This is a genomic window from Cobetia sp. 14N.309.X.WAT.E.A4 (assembly GCF_030397495.1).
In the GTDB taxonomy this organism is placed as follows: domain Bacteria; phylum Pseudomonadota; class Gammaproteobacteria; order Pseudomonadales; family Halomonadaceae; genus Cobetia; species Cobetia marina.
Map to the genome: position 1 here is coordinate 95,164 of NZ_JAPNXT010000007.1, position 18,153 is coordinate 113,316.

Consider the following 18,153-nt stretch of genomic DNA (forward strand, 5'->3'; position numbering starts at 1 on the left):
ACGGCAGCGAACATGTCTTTTTGACAGGATGCGCAATGACGATGGTCCACCCTCTGAGCAGGCTCAGGCCTCCTGACACTGAACGGCGATGGTACAAGTCGCTTTTCCGCTCTCTGACAGCTCCCGTGTCGGCTGATCTTTCCAGGTCTGCAAGGCATTCCCGGCCCGTGGCTGAGCAGATCACGTGCTGGCTGGGAATGACGCTCATGGTGCTCGGTCTTGGCATGCCTCAGGCCGTCAAGGCATCCGCTCAGTCTTCGGGCGATGAGCAGGCGACGTCGCGTCGTCTGGAGATCGTCGCGCCCTTTGACATCAAGGGAGCGGACCCGCTGCTCAGCGGTATCCTTTTCCAGCGCATGCAGGTCGTCGAGACATTGGTCGAGGTGGATGCCACGGGAGAGCTACAGCCGGGGTTGGCGACCGTTTGGAAGGTCTCGGATGATGGCCTGGAGTGGCGCTTCACGCTGCGCTCCGGCGTGCAGTTCCATGATGGCAGCCGTCTGGATGCCGAAGTCGCGCGTCAGGTACTCGAGATCGCCCGTGCCAAGCCGGGTCTGTTGAAGTCGGTGCCGGTCGAGCGGATCGTCGCGGAAGATCAAAGGACCCTGTTGATCAAACTCAGCGAGCCCTTCGCGGCATTGCCCGCCTATCTGGCCGATTATCGCCAGCAGATACTGGCACCGGCGTCCTTCGATGAGACGGGCACCGCCCAGCAGGTCATCGGCACCGGCCCCTATCACATGCTGCGCATGACGCCGCCGCTGAGCCTGGAAGTCACCGCCTTCGAGGACTATTGGGGCGAGCAGCCCGAGGTGCGTCAGGCGCGCTATCAGGCGGTCAGTCGCGCCGAGGGCAGGGCATTGATCGCCGAGAGCGGAGATGCCGACTTCACCTATGGGCTGGACCCCGCCAGTCGTCAGCGTCTCTCTAAGTCGCCGCGCGTGACCCTGGCGGCGGCCGCGACGCCGCGCACGATGCTGTTGAAGGTCAACGCCAATCATCCGGCCTTCCAGGACCCGGATGTGCGGCGTGCCTTGAGCCTGGCGATCGATCGCACCGCCATCGCGCAGGTCGTGCTGCGCTATCCGCGCGGGGCCAGCCAGCTGTTCCCGCCGATGGTGGAAGGCTGGCATGACCCCGCGCTGCCCGAGCTCCATCAGGATGTCTTTGAGGCGCGTGCATTGCTGGACGCCGCTGGCTGGACCGTCGGCGAGGATGGCGTTCGTCAAAAGGACGGTCAGCGCCTCGCGATCACCTTGATCACCTTCTCGGACCGTCCGGAGCTGCCACTGGTGGCCACGGTGCTGGAGCGTCAGTTCCACGCCATCGGCATCCAGACGCGCCTCGATATCACCAATTTCTCGGCGATTCCGGCCGGTCATCATGACGGCAGCCTCGACATGGCGCTGTTCGCGCGCAATCTGGCCATGGTGCCGGACCCCATCGGCAACGTGCTGAGCGATTACGCGGGAACGCCTGAAGCCCCCGGTGGCGACTGGGGCGCGATGGGCTGGTTCGATGCGGACTTCACCGCAGAGCTTGAGCGCATGGCACGCGAGGGCTACGGCCCCACGCCCGAAGGTGAGGACCCGCGAGCGCAGGCCAGTGGCGTGATCCAGCAGGCATTACCCGTGATCCCCATCGCTTGGTACTACCAGAACCTGGCGATCTCCCATCGACTGCAACGCGCTCAGGTAGACCCCTGGGAGCGTAGTTTCGGCCTTTCAGAATTGCGGTGGGCACCATGAATCTCCCTTCACGTCTGTTGCAGCTATTGATGGTGGTGCTGATGGTCGGCGGCGCCAGCTATCTGATGATGCAGAGTCTGCCCGGCGATGCCGCCTGGCGTATCGCGGCCGGTCGCTATGGCTATGACGCGCTGGATGCGGCCGCTGCGGCCTCGGTGCGCACCGAGCTGGGCCTCGAGGCACAAGGCGGCTTGCACTTCCTCTACTGGCTGGGCGATATCCTGCGCCTGGAGCTGGGCACCTCACTGATTTCCGGGGAATCGGTGTGGGTAGAGATTCGTCATCAGCTGGGCAATTCCCTGTCGCTCGCCGGCGCGGCGCTGGGCATCTCGCTGTTGATCGGCCCGCCGCTGGGGCTGCTGGCCGGTCTGCGTGCCGGTGGCTGGCTGGACCGAAGCCTGCTGGCCGTCTGCAGTCTGCTGCGCGCCACGCCGCAGTTCTTGCTGGCGCTGGTGCTGATCCTGCTGATCTCGGTGGAGATGGGCCTGCTGCCGGCCGCCGGTCACGGTGAGCCGCAGCACTTCATCCTGCCGGCGATGACGCTGGCGCTCGGGCTGGCAGCGGTATCGGCACGTCTGGCACGCGATGCCATGGCCGCCGTCACCCAGACGGCCTTCCATGATTTCGCGCGCTGGAAGGGCCTCAGCAATGCGCAGACCTTCTGGCGTCACGGCCTGCGCCATGTGGCCTTGCCGCTGGTGACCTACCTGGGGCTGCAGTTCGTGACCCTGGTGGAAGGGGTGGTGGTGATCGAGAGCATCTTCGGCTGGCCGGGCATCGGCCATGCGCTGGTGCACGCCATCTTCTCGCGCGATGTGCCGATGGTGCAGGGCACCGCCCTGGTGCTGGGCGTCGGTTTTGTCGTGACCAATCTGCTGGTCGATCTGCTGGGTCGCCAACTGGACCCACGGGGTGTGAAATGAATCAGGTGATGGAAGGGCTTGCGCCGCAGCGCGTGGACGCCGTGCGTCGTCCACGTCTTGACTGGCCATTGCGTCGGGTGATCGGGGCCGCAATGGTCGCGAGTCTCGTGCTGCTGGCTCTGCTGGGCAATCTGGTGATACCGGGGGACCCGCTGGAACAGCATCTCTATCGTGCGCTGCAGGGCGCGGACGCCGTCGGTGTCTCTGATGCCGGTGAGGTGATCACCAGCGCCCCGCTGGGCTATGACCATCTGGGGCGCTCCCTGTATCACCGCCTGGTGGCGGCGCTCGGGCTGTCGCTGTCCATCGCTGCGGGGGCGGTGATTCTGGCGGCGTTTTCAGGCATCTCGCTGGGCCTGCTGGCCGCGGGACGCGGTGGCTGGGCCGAGCGCCTGTTGAGCCTGGTGGCAGATAGCCTGCTGGCATTGCCGGGGCTGCTGCTGGTGCTGATGGTCAGCGTCATCCTGCCGTCGACGCCGCTGGCATTGTGGTTGGGCCTGTCGCTGGTGCTGTGGGTGGAATTCTTCCGCCTGGCACGTGCCACCGGTCGCAGCGTGCTGGCGAGTCCCGGCGTCGAGGCCAGCCGTCTGCTGGGCTTCGGGGCCTGGTACCGTTTTCGTCATCACCTGTGGCCGGAAATGGCCCCCGTGATGATGACGGCGTTGGCCTTCGGCATGGCCAACGCCCTGATGGCGATTGCCGCGCTGGGCTTCGTGCACGTCGGCATTCCGGAGCCCACGCCGGAGCTGGGCACCATGATGGTCGAGCTGTTGCCGTACTGGCGTGAAGCGCCTTTCGCGCTGCTCACGCCGGTGCTGGTCACCTTCCTGCTGTTGCTGGGACTGTTGCTGATGTCCGGCAGCAAGGCCAGAACGTCAACCGCCGCTGAGACCCTTGAAGGAGCGCGCCCATGAATGTCGCGACAATGACCACGCCTGCCTCTCACGCGCGGCACGGGGTAACGGCGGATGATGTGGTGCTGAGCGCCGAGGACGTGAGCGTGCGGGTCCGCGGCGTGCAGACGGCACTGCTGGCGCCTGTCTCGCTTGCGCTCAATCCGGGAGAGCCGCTGGTGGTGATCGGCGAGACAGGCTCCGGCAAGAGCCTGCTGGCTCAGGCCCTGCTGGGCACGCTGCCTCCGGAGCTTGTGGCCTCCGGCAGCCTGTGGCTCGACGGCGAGCAATATCCTCTGCACACGCCAGAGAATCGTCGCCCGCTATGGGGTCGCCGCCTGGCAGTACTGCCACAGGAGCCCTGGCTGGCGCTGGACCCGCTGATGAAGGTGATTCATCAGGTCGGTGAGGCATATCGTCTGGTCGCGAGGCGTTCGGCGCAGGCCTCTCATGCGGCCGCGCGCAGTGATCTGGAGCAGTTGGGTGTCGCTGCCGCCGGCGAGCAGCTGCCGGGCAAGCTGTCCGGTGGCATGGCGCAACGTGTGGCCTTCGCGGCCGCCCGCGCCGGCGGCGCGCCGCTGTTGATCGCCGACGAGCCGACCAAGGGGCTGGACGCCGCCCGCGTCAGCGAGATCGGCGAGCTGCTGCTCAAGTCACTGGCCGAGACACCGCGTGCCGGCTTGATGGTCATCACCCATGACATGGCGCTGGCGCACCAGATCGGCGGCCGCCTGATGGTGGTACGCAAGGGCGAAGTGATCGAGCAGGGCGCGACGCGTGACGTGCTGGCCGCGCCGACACATGCCTATACCCAGCGCCTGGTGAATGCCGCGCCGCAGGCCTGGCCGGAGGCCGCCTTCAAGCCGGCAGCGGACAGTGCAAGCCGTGATGGCAAGGCGGCAGGCGATACCATCCTCCGTGCCGAGAATCTGACCATCGCGCGCGGGGGCACCGCGCTGCTGCGTGACGTGGAGCTCAGCGTGAAGGGCGGTGAGATCATCGGCATCCAGGGCGCGTCAGGTTGCGGCAAGTCATCGCTGGGGGATGCGCTGCTCGGCCTGCTGGCTCCGTATTCAGGGAAAGTGGTGCGCAGCGCCGAGATGCTTGAGTATCAGAAGCTCTATCAGGACCCCGTGGCGACCTTCCCGCCACGCCGGACACTGGGCCGCCTGCTGAAGGATCTCAGCGCACGCCATCGTCTCGATGACAGCCAGTTGCCGCAGCTGATGGCGCAACTGAGCTTGGCGCCGGAATTGCTCTCGCGTCTGCCGGGACAGGTCTCGGGTGGCGAGCTGCAGCGTTTCGCGCTGTTGCGTCTGATGCTGATCAAGCCGCGCTTCGTGTTCGCCGATGAGCCGACCTCACGCCTCGACCCGCTGGTCCAGCAGGAGGTGATCGCCTGCATGGTGAAGATGGTGCGCGAGCAGGGCACGGCGCTGGTGCTGGTCAGTCATGATGCGGCGCTGCTGCGCAAGGTCGCGGATCGCGTGCTGGTGGTGGAGGAAGGTCGCTTGAAGGCGCGTCAGCAGCTCTGATCACTCATCAGAGCCCATGGCGGCAGGGTCGCGACAGCAAGAGGACGATTCAAAAGACAGTGCTTCATACGCCAACGCCCGGCCAAGACTCCTGCAGAGTGTCGGCCGGGCGTTGGCGTATCCGGTGTGTTCGTCAGGGCGAGAGGCTCACGGTGCGCAGCGCTCAGCTCCCCAGCAAGGCGGGGTTGGCTTGCCAGACGGACCAGGTCAGCGCACTGGCCAGCGTCACCCATGCCAGATAGGGCAGCATCAACAGCCCGGCGAAGCGATTGATGCGCCAGAAGGTGAACAGGGTGACGGCGATCAGCGTCCACAGCACCAGCACATCGATGAAGGCCGCCTGACCGAGATGCCAGGCAAAGAACAGCCAGCTCCACAGGGCATTGACGATCAGTTGCACCACGAAGAGTCCGAGCGCCAGACGATGGCGCGAGCGGAAACCGTTGCTGGCATGCAGACCGTCGCGCGCGACCCGCCAGGCGGCGAGTGCCATCATCACGAAGAGCGCCGTCCAGACCGGTCCGAAGGCGCCTGCCGGAGGTGCCCAGGCGGGCTGAGTGAGGCTTGCGTAGAAGGCCTTGGCATCTACCGAAGCCAGTGCACCGATGGCGGCAGTGAGAAAGCTCAGCCCGAACCAGATTCCCATCTGCACGGTGGCGCGCAGGGCGGTGGGGGGTGAGGACGGTGAACGCTGCAAGGTCATCGGCTGCCTCCTGCTTTCATGGGACGTGATGAAGGAAAGAACGATATACCACGCTGGGCCATGAGAAACGACCATGACTCACACGTTGTTCAGTCCGGTATCGGGGCGTCGAAGACGTCCGTGCGGCGACCGGTCAGCGTCGTGCCAACCGAGGCGGTGATCACCAGTCCAATGGCAAGCCATTGAAGTAGGCCCAGTGTCTGGCCGAGGAACAGTAGCCCGGACAGCGCCGCCACGGCCGGCTCCAGACTCATCAGGGTGCCGAAGGTATGAGTGGGCAGGCGCGGTAGAGCGATCATCTCGAGCGTATAGGGCAGGGCGGTCGAGAGCACGGCGACGGCCAAGGCCAGCGGCAATATCTCGAGTGAGAACATGGCGCTGCCCGCCTCCATCACGCCGATGGGTGCGACCACCACCGCCGCGATCGTGATGCCCAACGCAGCACTCTGAGTACCGTTGCCTGCCCCGGCCTTCTGGCCGAACAGGATGTAGAGCGCCCAGCACACGCCGGCACCGAGGGCGAAGGCGGCACCGACGGGGTCGATCGGCGCAGCGGTGTCCTCGCCCAGCAACAACAGCAGTACCAGTCCGATGATGGCCAGCGCGACCCAGCCCAGGTCGAGCCAACGACGCGAGCTCAACAATGCCACGGCCAGCGGGCCGGTGAATTCCAGTGCCACGGCGATACCCAGCGGCACCGTCTTGAGGGCCTGGTAGAACAGCAGGTTCATCACGCCCAGCGCCACGCCATAGAGGGTGATGGACTTCCAGGCCTTGCGTGTCACTGCCTTGCGCCATGGGCGCAGAATGGCCAGCAGCAGAACGGAGGCGATGATCAGACGAATCGCCGTCGCGCCAGCGGCACCGATCATCGGGAACAGGGAAGTGGCCAGCGAAGCACCGCTCTGGATCGAGCACATGGCGACCAGCAATATGGCGACAGGCCACAGACGAGAAGAGGAGGCTGCGACAGCAACGGACATGGGAGTCTCCTTGAGTGATCCAGTGGGTGATGGGCATGGTCAGTCAGCCACACATGCGGCATGATTCGTGGGCAGTGAGGTAGCAAGGGAGGAGGCGGCCGGGCGTTATGCCCCCACTTCCTCGTCGTCGGCAAGATTGTACGGATGCGCATTATATTGCACAACGAAAATCAGAGACCTGATGTACTGGTTCACGTCGCGGCCAACGTCCGCCGCCTGCGGCTGGCGGCCGAGCTGAGCCAGCAGGCACTCGCGGATCAGGCCGAGATCAGTCGGCGGATGCTGGTGAACATCGAGAAGGGTGACGTCAATGTGAGCCTCGGCACGCTCGACAAGCTCGCCGAGGCGCTCGGGGTGCTCTTCTACGCGCTGGTGCAGCCCCCGGAAAGCGAGGATTCGGCACGTATCAATGAGGTGGCCTGGGTCGGGAAGGCACCAGAGAGCCGAGCCGTACTGCTGGCCAGCAAGCCGGCCACACAGGAAGTCGAGTTATGGAGCTGGACTCTGGCCCCCGGTGAGCGTTACGACTCCGCCCCGGATGATGCCGGCTGGCACGAGATGCTGGTGGTCACCCAGGGAGAGCTGACATTGACGCTGGAACGCGAGGACATCGTCATTCGCGCCGGCGATTTTCATGTCTATCCCAGTGACCAGGCTTATGCCTACCGCAACACCGGCACTGACATGCTGCGCTTCATTCGCAATGTGATGCATTGATTGCTGCCGGGCCATGGCCTCTCAAGCTTGCAGTGTTCGACCCGAACTCAATCCAGCCTGGCCTGTCCCATTGTCATGATGTTTCGTTTCGAGGAGCAACGGATGGCGAAGGTACGTATCACGCAACAGGGCACGATCCATTGTTTTCCGGCAGGCTTGAAGGATGAGGATGGCAAGCTGGTGAATGCCGAGATTTCCGCCGTGGCCTATGACGGTGAGCGATTGTTGATGGCGAGTGACAAGCCGATTCCGGGCGAGGGGCGTTCAGCCGTCTTCTCATTGCCGCTGGATTCCAGCGGGCCGGATGATAGCCAGCTTGAGTATCTGACCACCCCGCTGATTCGTCAGGCGGTCAAGTATGAAGACTTCGCGCTGACCACCGATGGGCGTCACATGTTGGCGACTACCGGGTTTGATCGCATCGACAGCGAGAGCCATGCCCTCAATGCCTACAACCACCTGTTGATCTGGCCGCTGGGCGAACCCGACAAGGTACAGGTGGTCGACCCGGACCCGCGTGACGGGGTCGAGGGCTCACTGGAGTTTCGTCAGAAGCTTGAAACGGCCATTGGCCAGCCGTACTACAAGATTGAAGGGCTGGCGGTCGTCCCGAGTGACAGGGGCGATGGGTTGATCCTGTTCGGGGTGCGGGAACAAGGCAATTCGCATGATGATTTCGCGTATGTGCGTCGGGTCATCGGGGCGCGCTATGCGATGACCGACAGCGACAACATCGAGTTCATCGAGGACCTTCACGATGTCTATGCCTTCGACCCGGCCGAGTATGACGGCGTGGATCACGAGTGCGGTCTTTCTAGCCTGGAATATGACCCCTATCACGCACGCCTCTATCTGGTGACCAGCTTCGAGACCGAGCAGGGCAATGAGGAGGTGATCGGGGGATATCTGTGGGTGCTGTCGCTGGCGGACTTCCACGCCGGGAAACCTCCGACGCTGGTGACGCATGAGGATGGCCGTGTGCTGGAGTTCGAGCACAAGGCAGAAGGGCTTGCGGTACTGGATCGCGAACGGCTCTTCGTGGTCTATGACAATGATCGCAACCACGAGCTGGGCAGTGTGGATGAACGCGACGAGCGCCATTCCTGTGAAGCGCCCTATACGATGCTGGCGCTGGTCTGACGGCAGCTCGCCGACTCAGAAGCTTTCTCACTGCCTGGGAGAATCAGACTCACGGCTTTTGCACTTGAATGGCAGACTGTCTGTCTTCGCCATGACGTCGTGATCGCCAGACGGGACTGATCAAAAAATCCAGCCGAAATCATCCATCCTCTGTCGGGATTGATAACGACAAAGCCCCGACATGCTTCTGCATGTCGGGGCTTTTCATGATCTCACCTTCTCTGTGTCAATGCGCTCTGTCACACGACATCGAGTGGTGAATCTTCTTTATCTCTGGCTCAAGATCACATGGCCTTGTAGAACAGATAATCGGCCTGGTACATCACGATTTCGACCTTGTCCTTGTGGGCGTCATCACAGGCCATCTCAGGAGCGGCACCGCCCTGGGTATTGAGGCGCTGCACATAGGTGACGCCCTGCATATGCCCTTCACCTTCGGCCGGATTGGCCTCGACCAGCTGCAGCGGAATATTGCCCTTGCCGTTGGGCTCAACCGCCAGCTGTGTGCCGGTGATCTTGGAGCCATCCATGGATTCCCAGGTGGCGGGCGGACCATAGTATTTGCCGACCTGCTTGCCATCAGCATCATTCAGCGCGGCATCCGGACCCTTGAAGACCCAGCCCATGGTGCCATCATCCTTTGCTTCACAGGCCCATTTGATCTTGCCGACGCCAACGGTTTCCATGGCGACGTCATTGCCTTTCGGCACCGTGACGCTTTCGGGAACTTCCATGGCTTGAGCCAGCGGGCTCAATGCGAGGGCAGCGAAAATACCAGAGATACAGGCGATTGTTTTCATCTTGACGACTCCGTAGACAGATAAGGTTCAGCTAGCGGTTGCAGGTGTGTCGTTGTCTCCCTTGCACTGCTCATAACGCTGGCCTTTCCCGTCTGGATGTCACGGGATCAAGATTTTTCGTGCTTTCTATTCGAGGTGCGTTTCTGGCTTGTCAGGCGGAGTGAGGCAAGGACAGATTGAGGTAAGAGCGGGATGATCAAAGAAGGGAGGGGGAAGGAGAGAGTGGTGAAAGGAAGACGAAAGGAAGCCGAAAGGAAGCCGAAAGAAAGAGGAAAGAGTGATGAACGATACAGGGCAAGTTTGAAGGCCCTGATACAAAGCCGCCCCGCAGCACCAAGGCTGCGGGGCGTCTTTCCTGCGCGACCTGAACCCTGAAAGGTTCAGCCGTAATCGCGGGTGCCGCGAATCGGGTAGTGGTTGTCCGGCTTGCGGATGAACTCGATACCCCCGATGAGCGTGTCCAGGTCAGGACGTACGAAGGGCGCATTGGCGACTTCTTCGATCTGGACCTTGCCTTCGCCATTGACGATGAAGAAGGCCGGCTCCGGGAAATCGTGATCGGTTTCCTTCTCGCTGCGTGGCGTGGAGATGAACAGCCCCAGCGTTTCCATCTGCTCTACCGTCAGGCCACCGGCAATCGGGAAATTGAGATCCAGAGATTCGAGGTGCTCGTTCAGCTGCTGCTGGCTGTCGGCAGAGACGGCGACGAGATCCACGCCTTGTGCGCTGAAGCGCTCACGATATTCCGTCAGCTTGTTGAGGAACTTGGTGCAGATCGGGCAATGCTTGCCGCGATAGACGACCACCAGTTGCCAATCATGCTCCCCCTGGGGCTTGCCGAGCGTCAGGGTTTCGCCATCGTGGCGCTGGACCTGGATGGCCGGAAATTCACTACCTGGATGAAGCTTGCGTGTATACATGCAATCTGGCTCCCCTGTTGGATATCAAGATGTGCGATACGCCACATGTCCCCCTTGAATGACGCCATTGTCAGGGTTTTCAAGGGGCCCTTGGCGGAACGCGAAGATGCATCCATCGCCAGGGGCAGGGACTGGTCGGGCCAGAGCCCCCTTGCTGGGGGCTCTGGCCTGCTGGGGAAAGCCTTAGCCAAGATAGCCGGTGTGTTCCAGCAGGATGGTCGTGCCGATGCCGATCAACACCAGTCCACCGATGATTTCCGCGCGCTTGCCGACCATCTTGCCCAATACGCCCCCGAGCATCACACCGGTGGTGGCCATCACGAAGGTGGCGGTGCCGATCGCCAGCGCAGTGGTGATGATATTCACGCCAGCAAAGGCAAGCCCGGCACCGACGGCCATGGCATCGATGCTGGTGGAAAGGCCAGTCAGCATCAGGCGGGGCAACGATTGCGGCGTGCTGCAATCCTCATCTTCCTCGTCCTTGGAGAGCCCCTCATGAATCATGTGGAGACCGAGCAGCAACAGCAGAGCGAAGGCGATCCAGTGGTCCCACTGTTCGACGTAGACGGCCAATGAGCGACCGATCAACCACCCGATCATGGGGGTGATGGCTTCGATGACGCCAAAGATGAGGCCGATGCGCAGGGCATCTTTCAGGGACGGCCGTCGAATGGCCGCACCCTTGCACAAGGCAGCAGCGAAGGCGTCGCAGGACATGGAAAAGGCGAGCAGGAATGTCGATAGCAAAGGCATGTGTCAGGAAGTTCCAGGCCGGTTACGAGTCAATAACAGCGAGACACCACCGGCCGGAAGCGTCTGACTGTCATTGGTCTCGCCGAACCTTGTCCTGACCGATCATGGGCATGATCTGGATAGGTGGGTCCTCGGTGCCACGGCAATGCCTGCCGACCATGTTGACAACCGAGACTCTCGTTGGGTAACGAGAGCGGGCTACTCCCCAAAAACTGGTGGCATGTTAGCAACAAACTTTCGTCGTTTCATCCCCTTGTGTCACAAGCGTCTGACCGTCATAACTGGGCTACCGAGTCAGAGCGCCACAACACCGACGTTTCTGACGCCATCGAAGTCTTGAAGCTTCAACAGGATGCCAAGGAGTCAAGGGTATGAGCGACAGCTATCAGCCACCCAAGGTCTGGACATGGGAAAGTGAAAGTGGCGGCAAGTTTGCCAGCACCAATCGGCCTATTGCCGGACCGACGCATGACCAGGAGCTGCCGGTCGGGGAGCATCCCTTCCAGCTCTACTCCATGGCGACACCGAACGGTGTGAAGGCCACCATCATGTTCGAGGAGCTGCTGGCGCTCGGACATTCCGGTGCGGAATATGATGCCTGGCCGATCCGCATCGGTGATGGCGATCAGTTCGGCAGTGACTTCGTCGCGATCAATCCCAATTCGAAGATTCCCGCGCTGATGGATAGAAGTGGCGACACGCCTGTGCGTGTCTTCGAGTCCGGTTCCATCCTGCTGCATCTTGCGGACAAGTTCGGCGCGCTCATCCCCAAGGAGCCGGCCAAGCGGGTCGAGGTCATGAACTGGCTGTTCTGGCAGATGGGCTCCGCGCCGTATCTGGGTGGAGGCTTTGGCCACTTCTATGCCTACGCCCCGGAGAAGATGGAGTATCCGATCAACCGTTTCGCGATGGAGACCAAGCGTCAATTGGACGTGCTGGATCGTCAGCTGGCTGACAATGGCTACATCGCGGGTGATGAATACAGCATCGCGGACATCGCCATCTATGCCTGGTATGGCGCGCTTGCCGAGGGCAAGCTCTATGACGCTGCCGAGTTCCTTTCCGTGCAGGACTACCCCCATGTGCAGCGCTGGGCCAAGTCGATTGCCGAGCGTCCTGCGGTCAAGCGGGGTCGCATGGTCAATCGTTTCTGGGGGGAGCCGCATGAGCAGCTGATCGAACGCCATTCGGCGAGTGACTTCGACACCAATACCGAAGACAAGCGCGCCGACTGACCCTCAAGACCCAATGTCTAATGTCTTGTGAAGTTGCCGCTGTCTGGCAATCAAAAAGGGCTACCCATCGGGTAGCCCTTTTGCATTCTGGCCATCGAAACTGACTCAGTCCTGGCAAACCTTGAGCACGACCTTGCCCACATGACCTTTCTGCTGGAAGACGGCCTGGGCAGCGACTCTGCCTTGGCAGCGCTGGTGATGGCGATCACATGAGCACCACGTGCCTTGGCGAGCTGAACGGCTGCAGAGCCGACGCCCCCTGAGGCGCCGGTGATCAACACGCGTTCCCCCTTGGCAAGCTGCGTGCGTGTCAGCAGGTTCTCGGCGGTGGAGTAGGAACATGGGAATGAGGCCAGTTCCAAATCGCTCAGTGCGCTCTTGATGGGGTGTGCATGGCGTGCTGCCACCTTGGTGTATTCGGCGAAGCCGCCATCGCCCTTGGAGTACCACGCCAGGCGTGTGTTGATGTCGGTATTGTTGGCGCCAGCAGCCCCGACGCGCACCAGTACGTCGCGCGGGCCGGGAACCGGCCGGGGGATGTCGTCGCGCACTTCCAGCACCTCCGGGCCGCCGTGGCCGGTCAGTTAGATACCGTGCATGGTGTCATGGCGTGTGGATACAGCGCTCATTTGCGAGGTTCTCCCAGGAGGGTGAGGGTGGTGGAAAGTGCCGCTTCGATCGCTGTGTCGCCCAGTACCAGCCAGGCCGACGATGCCCCTTCATGAATCAGGAACAATTCGTTGGCGAGATCTTCCCGGCGACTGCGCGTGCCAAGCCAATGGAGGGTTTCCCGCTTGTGACGGGTGACGGCATCACTGACGTCACGGTTGTCAGGGAAGGCCGCCAACGCATTGATCGACATGCAGCCATTGGGGGCTTCGTGCTTCATCCAGTGGCCCAGTCGTCGGTAAAGATGGCTGAGCGCAGCGGCGCCATCGCTGGGCACCTCGTCCTCAAGAAAGGCGAGGTAGCGCTCATGGCGATGCTGCAAGGCCCCAATCACCATGCTTTCCTTGGAAGGAAAATGTCGGTAGAGGGTGCGTAGGCTCACGCCAGAGGCAGCCTTGAGCTCTGACACACTGGGTTCTGCGAAGCCACGCTGGCTGAAGAGGGCTTCCAGGCGAGCGGCGATGTCGTGCTGAATCATGGAAGGACCATCGTCGAAGATTTCAGGGAGAGCGTTTATTCTACCTCTACAGGGTAGAGCGCTCATTCTCCCTGTGTCAATGTCCTGCAGCATTGTCCCGCTCGTCACCCCCTTTGATGGCTCGGCGACCCACGAGTGCTCCTCAATGAGGAGCGTCATCTTGCCCCTTGAGCGCAAGAGACTGCTTTCATCACGACCAATGGCGATGATTTCGGCCACCTGCTGGCTGGATTCTCGAGATAACGTTGCGACACTTTATGGTAAAGATTATCATTCGCGCTCAATTTGCTGGCGCAGGGGGCGTCAGTCATGGCCATGCTCTGTCGAATACAGGGCGAGATGTTGATTCAGCAGGACGCTGGCACATCACATAGAAGGGTTCCAGGTGCCAAGTCATTCTCGCAACCACGTCGTCAACAAGAATACCGTCAGCAAGAGCACCGTCAGCAAGAGCACCGTCAGCAAGAGCAAGGGGCCATTTTCCTGTCTGGTCTTCAGCCTCATGGCATTGCCGAGTACCACACTGGCGGCAGGTGAGTCGGCGCAGGACGCCTCGGCAGTCGCAAGCTCGGTGATGGTGGTCACCGGCCAGCGGGAATCGGAAGTGGCGCCGGGCAGTTACCGTGCAGAGGCCTCAAGCCTTGCCAACAAGCAGTCGGTGGAGTTTCTCGAGCAGGCCCGCACCATCAATGTGGTGACCCGGCAGGTCATGCACGACTTCAATCTCGATGACCTGGAAGAGTCGCTGCAGCCGGTGGCTGGCATTCAGCTGGGCAATACGCTGGGGGGCACCGAGGATGGCTTCGTCAAGCGAGGCTTCGGCAGCAACAGCGATGGCTCGATGCTGATCGATGGCATCCGTCAGCCGCGCCGTACCTACACCACGGCGACGGTGGACCGCGTCGAAGTCCTCAAGGGGCCGTCATCGCTCTTCCAGGGCCAGCAGAACCCCGGCGGCGTGATCAACATGGTCACCAAGCGTCCGCAGTACGAGACGCACACCGAGATCAGCGGTGAAGTCAGCTCCTTCGGCGGTGGCAATACCACCCTGGACACCACCGGTCCCATCGAGGATACCGGCCTGGCCTATCGCTTCATCCTCTCGCATGAGGATGAAGACTCCTGGCGCGAGTACGGCAATGACCGCCGCACCACCATCGCCCCGTCCTTGCGTTGGGAGGGCGAGCACAGCAGCGCCCAGATCAGCTACGAGTATCAGGACTACGAGCTGGATATCGATCGTGGCACCGTCTTCTACAACGGCAGCGCCGCCAACGTCACGCGTGGCACGCGTTTCGATGAATCCTGGAACCGCGTCTATGGCCATGACGAGTCCGTCAATGCCTGGTGGAAGCAGGAAGTCACCGACAACTGGGACATGAAGCTGACCTATGGCTGGACGCGTCGTCAGTACAGCGATGCGCGCGCCAACGTCACGAATGTCAGCGATAGCGGTGATGTGACCGTGCGCGCCGAAGAGAACCAGGGCTATGAACGCAGCGAGCACTACACGGCGCTGGACGCCATGGGTGATGTCGAGATAGCCGGGCAGCGTCACCAGCTGGTCATCGGTGCCGATTATGAGACCACCCGCGACTATCTCGACGAGCGCTATTTCGGCGACTCCGTCACGGTCTCCACCGTCACCGACGTGAATCACGGCCAGCTGGCCCAGGTGACCTCCGACGACATCAACACCTCGCGCAGCAATCGTCTCGACGAGAGCCAGGCCATCGGGGTCTATGTCAGCGACCGCTGGTATCTGAGTGACAAGTGGATTCTGGGCCTTGGCGGGCGCTACACCTGGTTTGATCAGCAGAGCGGGCAGGGCGAGGATTTCGTATCTGACCCCGATTACAGCGACGATCTGTTCCTGCCCTCCGCGAACCTGCTGTATCGCATCGACGATGCCAGCTCCGCGTACCTCAGCTACAGCGAATCCTTTGTGCCCAACGGCAGCGACAGCGACAGTGGCGAGAGCCTCGACCCTGAGCTCGGCAAGGGCTATGAGATCGGTTACAAGCGTCAGTGGAATCCGCGTCTGGCGACGTCTGTGGCGCTCTATCAGATCCGCAAGGAAAACGTGGCGGTGACGGACAACGGCACCACGCGCACCATCGGTGAAGCCGGCTCGCAAGGCCTGGAGTTCAGCCTCGAAGGCGCCCTGACGGATCGTACTTCCTTGCTGTTCAGCTATGCCTACACCGATACCGAAGTGCTGGAGGATACCGAAGGCACCGAGGGCAATCGTCTGCCGAATGCGGCGCTCAACGCGGCCAGCCTCTATCTGGCACATGATCTGGCGATTGATCCATCCTACGGCGAGTGGCGTGTCGGCGGTGGCGTGCGCTACGTCGGTGAGCGTGAAGGTGACGACGACAATAGCTTCTCGATGGGGGCCTACACCGTGGCGGATGCCTTCGTCGGCTGGCGTCATGACTTCTTCGGTCCGGACACCGAATTCAAGCTCAATGCGAAGAATCTGTTCGATACCGCCTATTACTACGGCAGTGGCGGTGACACGCGCGTACTGGTGGGCGATCCGATGGAAATTACCCTGTCGGCCAGCGTGGGCTGGTAACACCGCTGATTGCTCTTTATGAGCTGATTGCTCTTTATGAAGAGGGGACGACAGGCAACTGTCGTGGACCAGGGGCGCTCCAATGCGCCCCTGATGCGTTGCGACGACTCGACATCGGGGCCTGACGTATCGGGTCCTGCCGCTGATTCAATCGGATTGGCTGATAGACTGACGTCTCGAGGGTCTCTGCCTTCATTCGATGTCACTACTGTCCGGAGAGCTTCACATGCTCGACTCGCTTCCCCTTGCCGATATCCGTGCCTTTGTCATGACAGCGGATCACGGCAGTTTCACCCGGGCCGCCGAGACGTTGGGCGTATCGCGTTCACAGGTGTCCAAGCAGGTCACCGCGCTGGAGAAGCTGCTGGGCGTGACTTTGATGCAGCGTTCCACTCGCTCGTTGCGGCTCACCGAGAGTGGTCATCTTCTCCACGCGCAATGTCGTAGTGCGCTGGGCGACATGGCGCAGATCGTGACGCTGGTGCGTGAAGAGCGTAACGCCATGCGCGGTCGGATTCGGCTCAACAGTGTCGGGGGCCCAATCGGCGAGCGTCTGCTGGGGCCAGCCGTTCACGCCTTCATGCAGGCCTGGCCGGAGGTCGAGATCGAACTGGATTTCAGCAGTCATCGCGTGAATCTGATTCGCGATGACTTCGATATCGCCCTGCGCATGGGTGCACTCGAGGATGCCGATTTCATTGCCCGTCCGCTGGCGACTCTGTCCTATGTGGTCGTGGCGAGTCCTGACTATCTTTCGCGGCATGGCTCACCGCAAACTCCCGGTGGCCTGCAGGCTCACCGCTGCCTGGTGGGCTCGGTCGCGCGCTGGAGCTTTCGCGCCCGACATGACCCGAAAAGCGAGACACAGGTGGATATCAGTGCCCAGTTGCAGTGTCGCAACGGGCATGTGCTGGTCAGTGGTGCCCTGGCCGGCAACGGCATCATTCGCGTGCCCAGACTCTACTGTGATGACGCCATCGCAAGCGGTGAGCTCAAGGAAATCCTGCAGGATTGGCAGCCGGCGGATGTGCCGTTGTCATTGATCTACCATCGTGAGCGCCATCGTCCGCTGCGTACCATGCGTCTGATCGAACATCTGGTCACCTGGTTTGATGAGCGCAATGCCTGATTGTGTGCTTCATTACCACGTGAGTCATACTGAGTTGATTAGGAGGACGATGCTCCCGTGAATGTCGGCCTTCAGTGGGAAACCGCTGGGGATTCACGCATTGCGTGCGCGATGTGCTGGCGGCAAGTCACGGAGTTTCCAGGTGGGATCAATCTGACAGGGAGTCGCTCATGAACCTGATCGCTGCATTGGCCAGTGCGTTGTCAGTCTGAATGCGCCACTTGCCGAATTACCTTTATCAACCGCCCTACGGTGTAGCGACGCTCGCGCCGGAGGCGCTTGACCTGTTGGAACGGCTGTACCGACATGATGCTGACACCCTGGCGCATTCCTGGCGGGTGGCAGGGCTTTCGGCCTCGCTCTATGCCAGGCTGCTCGACCCGCAGGCGCGCAGTCTTTCCTTGCAGGCACTGCACCATGCGGCGCTGCTGCATGATATCGGCAAGCTCTCTATCCCTCGCGAGTTACTGCAGGCGCCACGAGCGCTGATACCAGAGGAGCGCTGCCTGATGCAGTGCCATGCGAGTGAAGGTGGCCTGCTGCTCGACACGCTAGGGGAACCGCTGCGTACGCTGAGTATCGAGATTGCGGTAGGGCATCACGAATGCTGGGATGGCTCTGGCTACCCTGGCCAGATCATGACGAAGGCACTGCCCTTGCATTGCCGAGTGGTCGCGCTCATGGATGTCTTTGATGCATTGGCGTCTCCTCGGGCCTACAAGGCGGGATGGCCGCTGGACAGATTGATCGCCTTGTTCGTTGCCCAGGCCGGGCGTCAGTTCGACCCGCAGTTGACCGGTCGCCTCTCACCCCTCTGGAAGGAACTGCTCGCGGTGCATCATCAGTTGCTTGATCAGACACGAAGTGATTGAGCGTGGTGATGTCTCTCCGGGACATTCAAAGGCCCCTGTCGATGTTCATGACAGGGGCCTTTGAAGTTAAGTGC

17 protein-coding genes are annotated in these 18,153 nt (G+C 61.7%); 9 read left to right on the top strand and 8 right to left on the bottom strand.

Annotated features, from left to right (window positions below):
• Window positions 1–167: 167 nt before the first annotated feature.
• Genes OW493_RS11165 through OW493_RS11180 form a run of 4 tightly spaced genes read left to right on the top strand, consistent with a single transcriptional unit; the run spans window position 168 to window position 5,099 of the window.
• Window positions 168–1,748: an ABC transporter substrate-binding protein gene (locus OW493_RS11165; protein ID WP_289864205.1), complete on the top strand. Its 1,581-nt coding sequence runs from the start codon at window positions 168–170 to the stop codon at window positions 1,746–1,748.
• Entirely contained in the window at window positions 1,745–2,671 is a 927-nt protein-coding gene (locus OW493_RS11170; protein ID WP_289864206.1) for an ABC transporter permease, read from the top strand. Before OW493_RS11165 ends, OW493_RS11170 begins: the two co-directional genes overlap by 4 nt.
• Window positions 2,668–3,585: an ABC transporter permease subunit gene (locus OW493_RS11175; protein WP_289864207.1), complete on the top strand. Its 918-nt coding sequence runs from the start codon at window positions 2,668–2,670 to the stop codon at window positions 3,583–3,585. The genes OW493_RS11170 and OW493_RS11175 overlap by 4 nt, the downstream gene beginning before the upstream one ends.
• Window positions 3,582–5,099, top strand: coding sequence for an ATP-binding cassette domain-containing protein (locus OW493_RS11180; protein ID WP_289864208.1), 1,518 nt, complete (start codon window positions 3,582–3,584; stop codon window positions 5,097–5,099). The genes OW493_RS11175 and OW493_RS11180 overlap by 4 nt, the downstream gene beginning before the upstream one ends.
• Window positions 5,100–5,262: 163 nt before the next feature.
• On the opposite strand, the gene OW493_RS11185 is transcribed toward OW493_RS11180, so the two are convergent.
• Window positions 5,263–5,802, bottom strand: coding sequence for a TspO/MBR family protein (locus tag OW493_RS11185; RefSeq protein ID WP_254696469.1), 540 nt, complete (start codon window positions 5,800–5,802; stop codon window positions 5,263–5,265).
• Between the two features lie 89 nt (window positions 5,803–5,891).
• Window positions 5,892–6,785, bottom strand: coding sequence for a threonine/homoserine exporter RhtA (gene rhtA / locus OW493_RS11190; RefSeq protein ID WP_289864209.1), 894 nt, complete (start codon window positions 6,783–6,785; stop codon window positions 5,892–5,894).
• Window positions 6,786–6,929: 144 nt separating this feature from the next.
• Between rhtA and OW493_RS11195 the strand changes: the two genes are divergently transcribed.
• Window positions 6,930–7,502, top strand: coding sequence for an XRE family transcriptional regulator (locus OW493_RS11195; protein ID WP_077376906.1), 573 nt, complete (start codon window positions 6,930–6,932; stop codon window positions 7,500–7,502).
• 534 nt (window positions 7,503–8,036) lie between these two features.
• On the opposite strand, the gene OW493_RS17230 is transcribed toward OW493_RS11195, so the two are convergent.
• The 4 genes from OW493_RS17230 to OW493_RS11215 all read right to left on the bottom strand — a co-directional run bounded on the left by OW493_RS17230 (window position 8,037) and on the right by OW493_RS11215 (window position 11,115).
• Complete coding sequence (locus tag OW493_RS17230; protein ID WP_354670158.1) at window positions 8,037–8,603, bottom strand: Clp protease N-terminal domain-containing protein; 567 nt, start codon at window positions 8,601–8,603, stop codon at window positions 8,037–8,039.
• A gap of 323 nt (window positions 8,604–8,926) precedes the next feature.
• On the bottom strand, window positions 8,927–9,376 hold the full coding sequence (locus tag OW493_RS11205) for a DUF3455 domain-containing protein (RefSeq protein WP_289864212.1): 450 nt from the start codon (window positions 9,374–9,376) through the stop codon (window positions 8,927–8,929).
• Window positions 9,377–9,822: 446 nt separating this feature from the next.
• The gene (locus OW493_RS11210) at window positions 9,823–10,362 is read right to left on the bottom strand and encodes a redoxin domain-containing protein (protein WP_077376894.1); all 540 of its coding nucleotides are present in this window, start codon (window positions 10,360–10,362) and stop codon (window positions 9,823–9,825) included.
• 183 nt (window positions 10,363–10,545) lie between these two features.
• A complete protein-coding gene (locus OW493_RS11215; RefSeq protein WP_077376891.1) occupies window positions 10,546–11,115 on the bottom strand; it encodes a manganese efflux pump MntP family protein in 570 nt (189 codons plus the stop codon).
• Window positions 11,116–11,486: 371 nt separating this feature from the next.
• Here OW493_RS11215 and yghU point away from each other — a divergent pair, with 371 nt between their 5' ends.
• The gene (gene yghU / locus OW493_RS11220) at window positions 11,487–12,350 is read left to right on the top strand and encodes a glutathione-dependent disulfide-bond oxidoreductase (protein ID WP_289864213.1); all 864 of its coding nucleotides are present in this window, start codon (window positions 11,487–11,489) and stop codon (window positions 12,348–12,350) included.
• Window positions 12,351–12,400: 50 nt separating this feature from the next.
• Here the strand turns inward: yghU and OW493_RS11225 are convergent, their stop codons facing one another.
• Both OW493_RS11225 and OW493_RS11230 read right to left on the bottom strand, forming a co-directional pair.
• Window positions 12,401–12,901, bottom strand: a complete 501-nt coding sequence (locus tag OW493_RS11225; protein WP_289864215.1) for a hypothetical protein — start codon at window positions 12,899–12,901, stop codon at window positions 12,401–12,403.
• Between the two features lie 74 nt (window positions 12,902–12,975).
• Complete coding sequence (locus OW493_RS11230) at window positions 12,976–13,497, bottom strand: TetR/AcrR family transcriptional regulator (RefSeq protein WP_289864216.1); 522 nt, start codon at window positions 13,495–13,497, stop codon at window positions 12,976–12,978.
• Window positions 13,498–13,882: 385 nt separating this feature from the next.
• On the opposite strand from OW493_RS11230, the gene OW493_RS11235 reads away from it, so the two are divergent.
• The 3 genes from OW493_RS11235 (at window position 13,883) to OW493_RS11245 (ending at window position 18,079) form a co-directional block, all read left to right on the top strand.
• A complete protein-coding gene (locus OW493_RS11235; RefSeq protein WP_289864218.1) occupies window positions 13,883–16,078 on the top strand; it encodes a TonB-dependent siderophore receptor in 2,196 nt (731 codons plus the stop codon).
• Between the two features lie 226 nt (window positions 16,079–16,304).
• Window positions 16,305–17,207: a LysR family transcriptional regulator gene (locus OW493_RS11240; protein ID WP_077376882.1), complete on the top strand. Its 903-nt coding sequence runs from the start codon at window positions 16,305–16,307 to the stop codon at window positions 17,205–17,207.
• Window positions 17,208–17,428: 221 nt separating this feature from the next.
• Window positions 17,429–18,079, top strand: coding sequence for an HD domain-containing phosphohydrolase (locus tag OW493_RS11245; RefSeq protein ID WP_289864221.1), 651 nt, complete (start codon window positions 17,429–17,431; stop codon window positions 18,077–18,079).
• The last annotated feature ends 74 nt before the right edge of the window (window positions 18,080–18,153 follow it).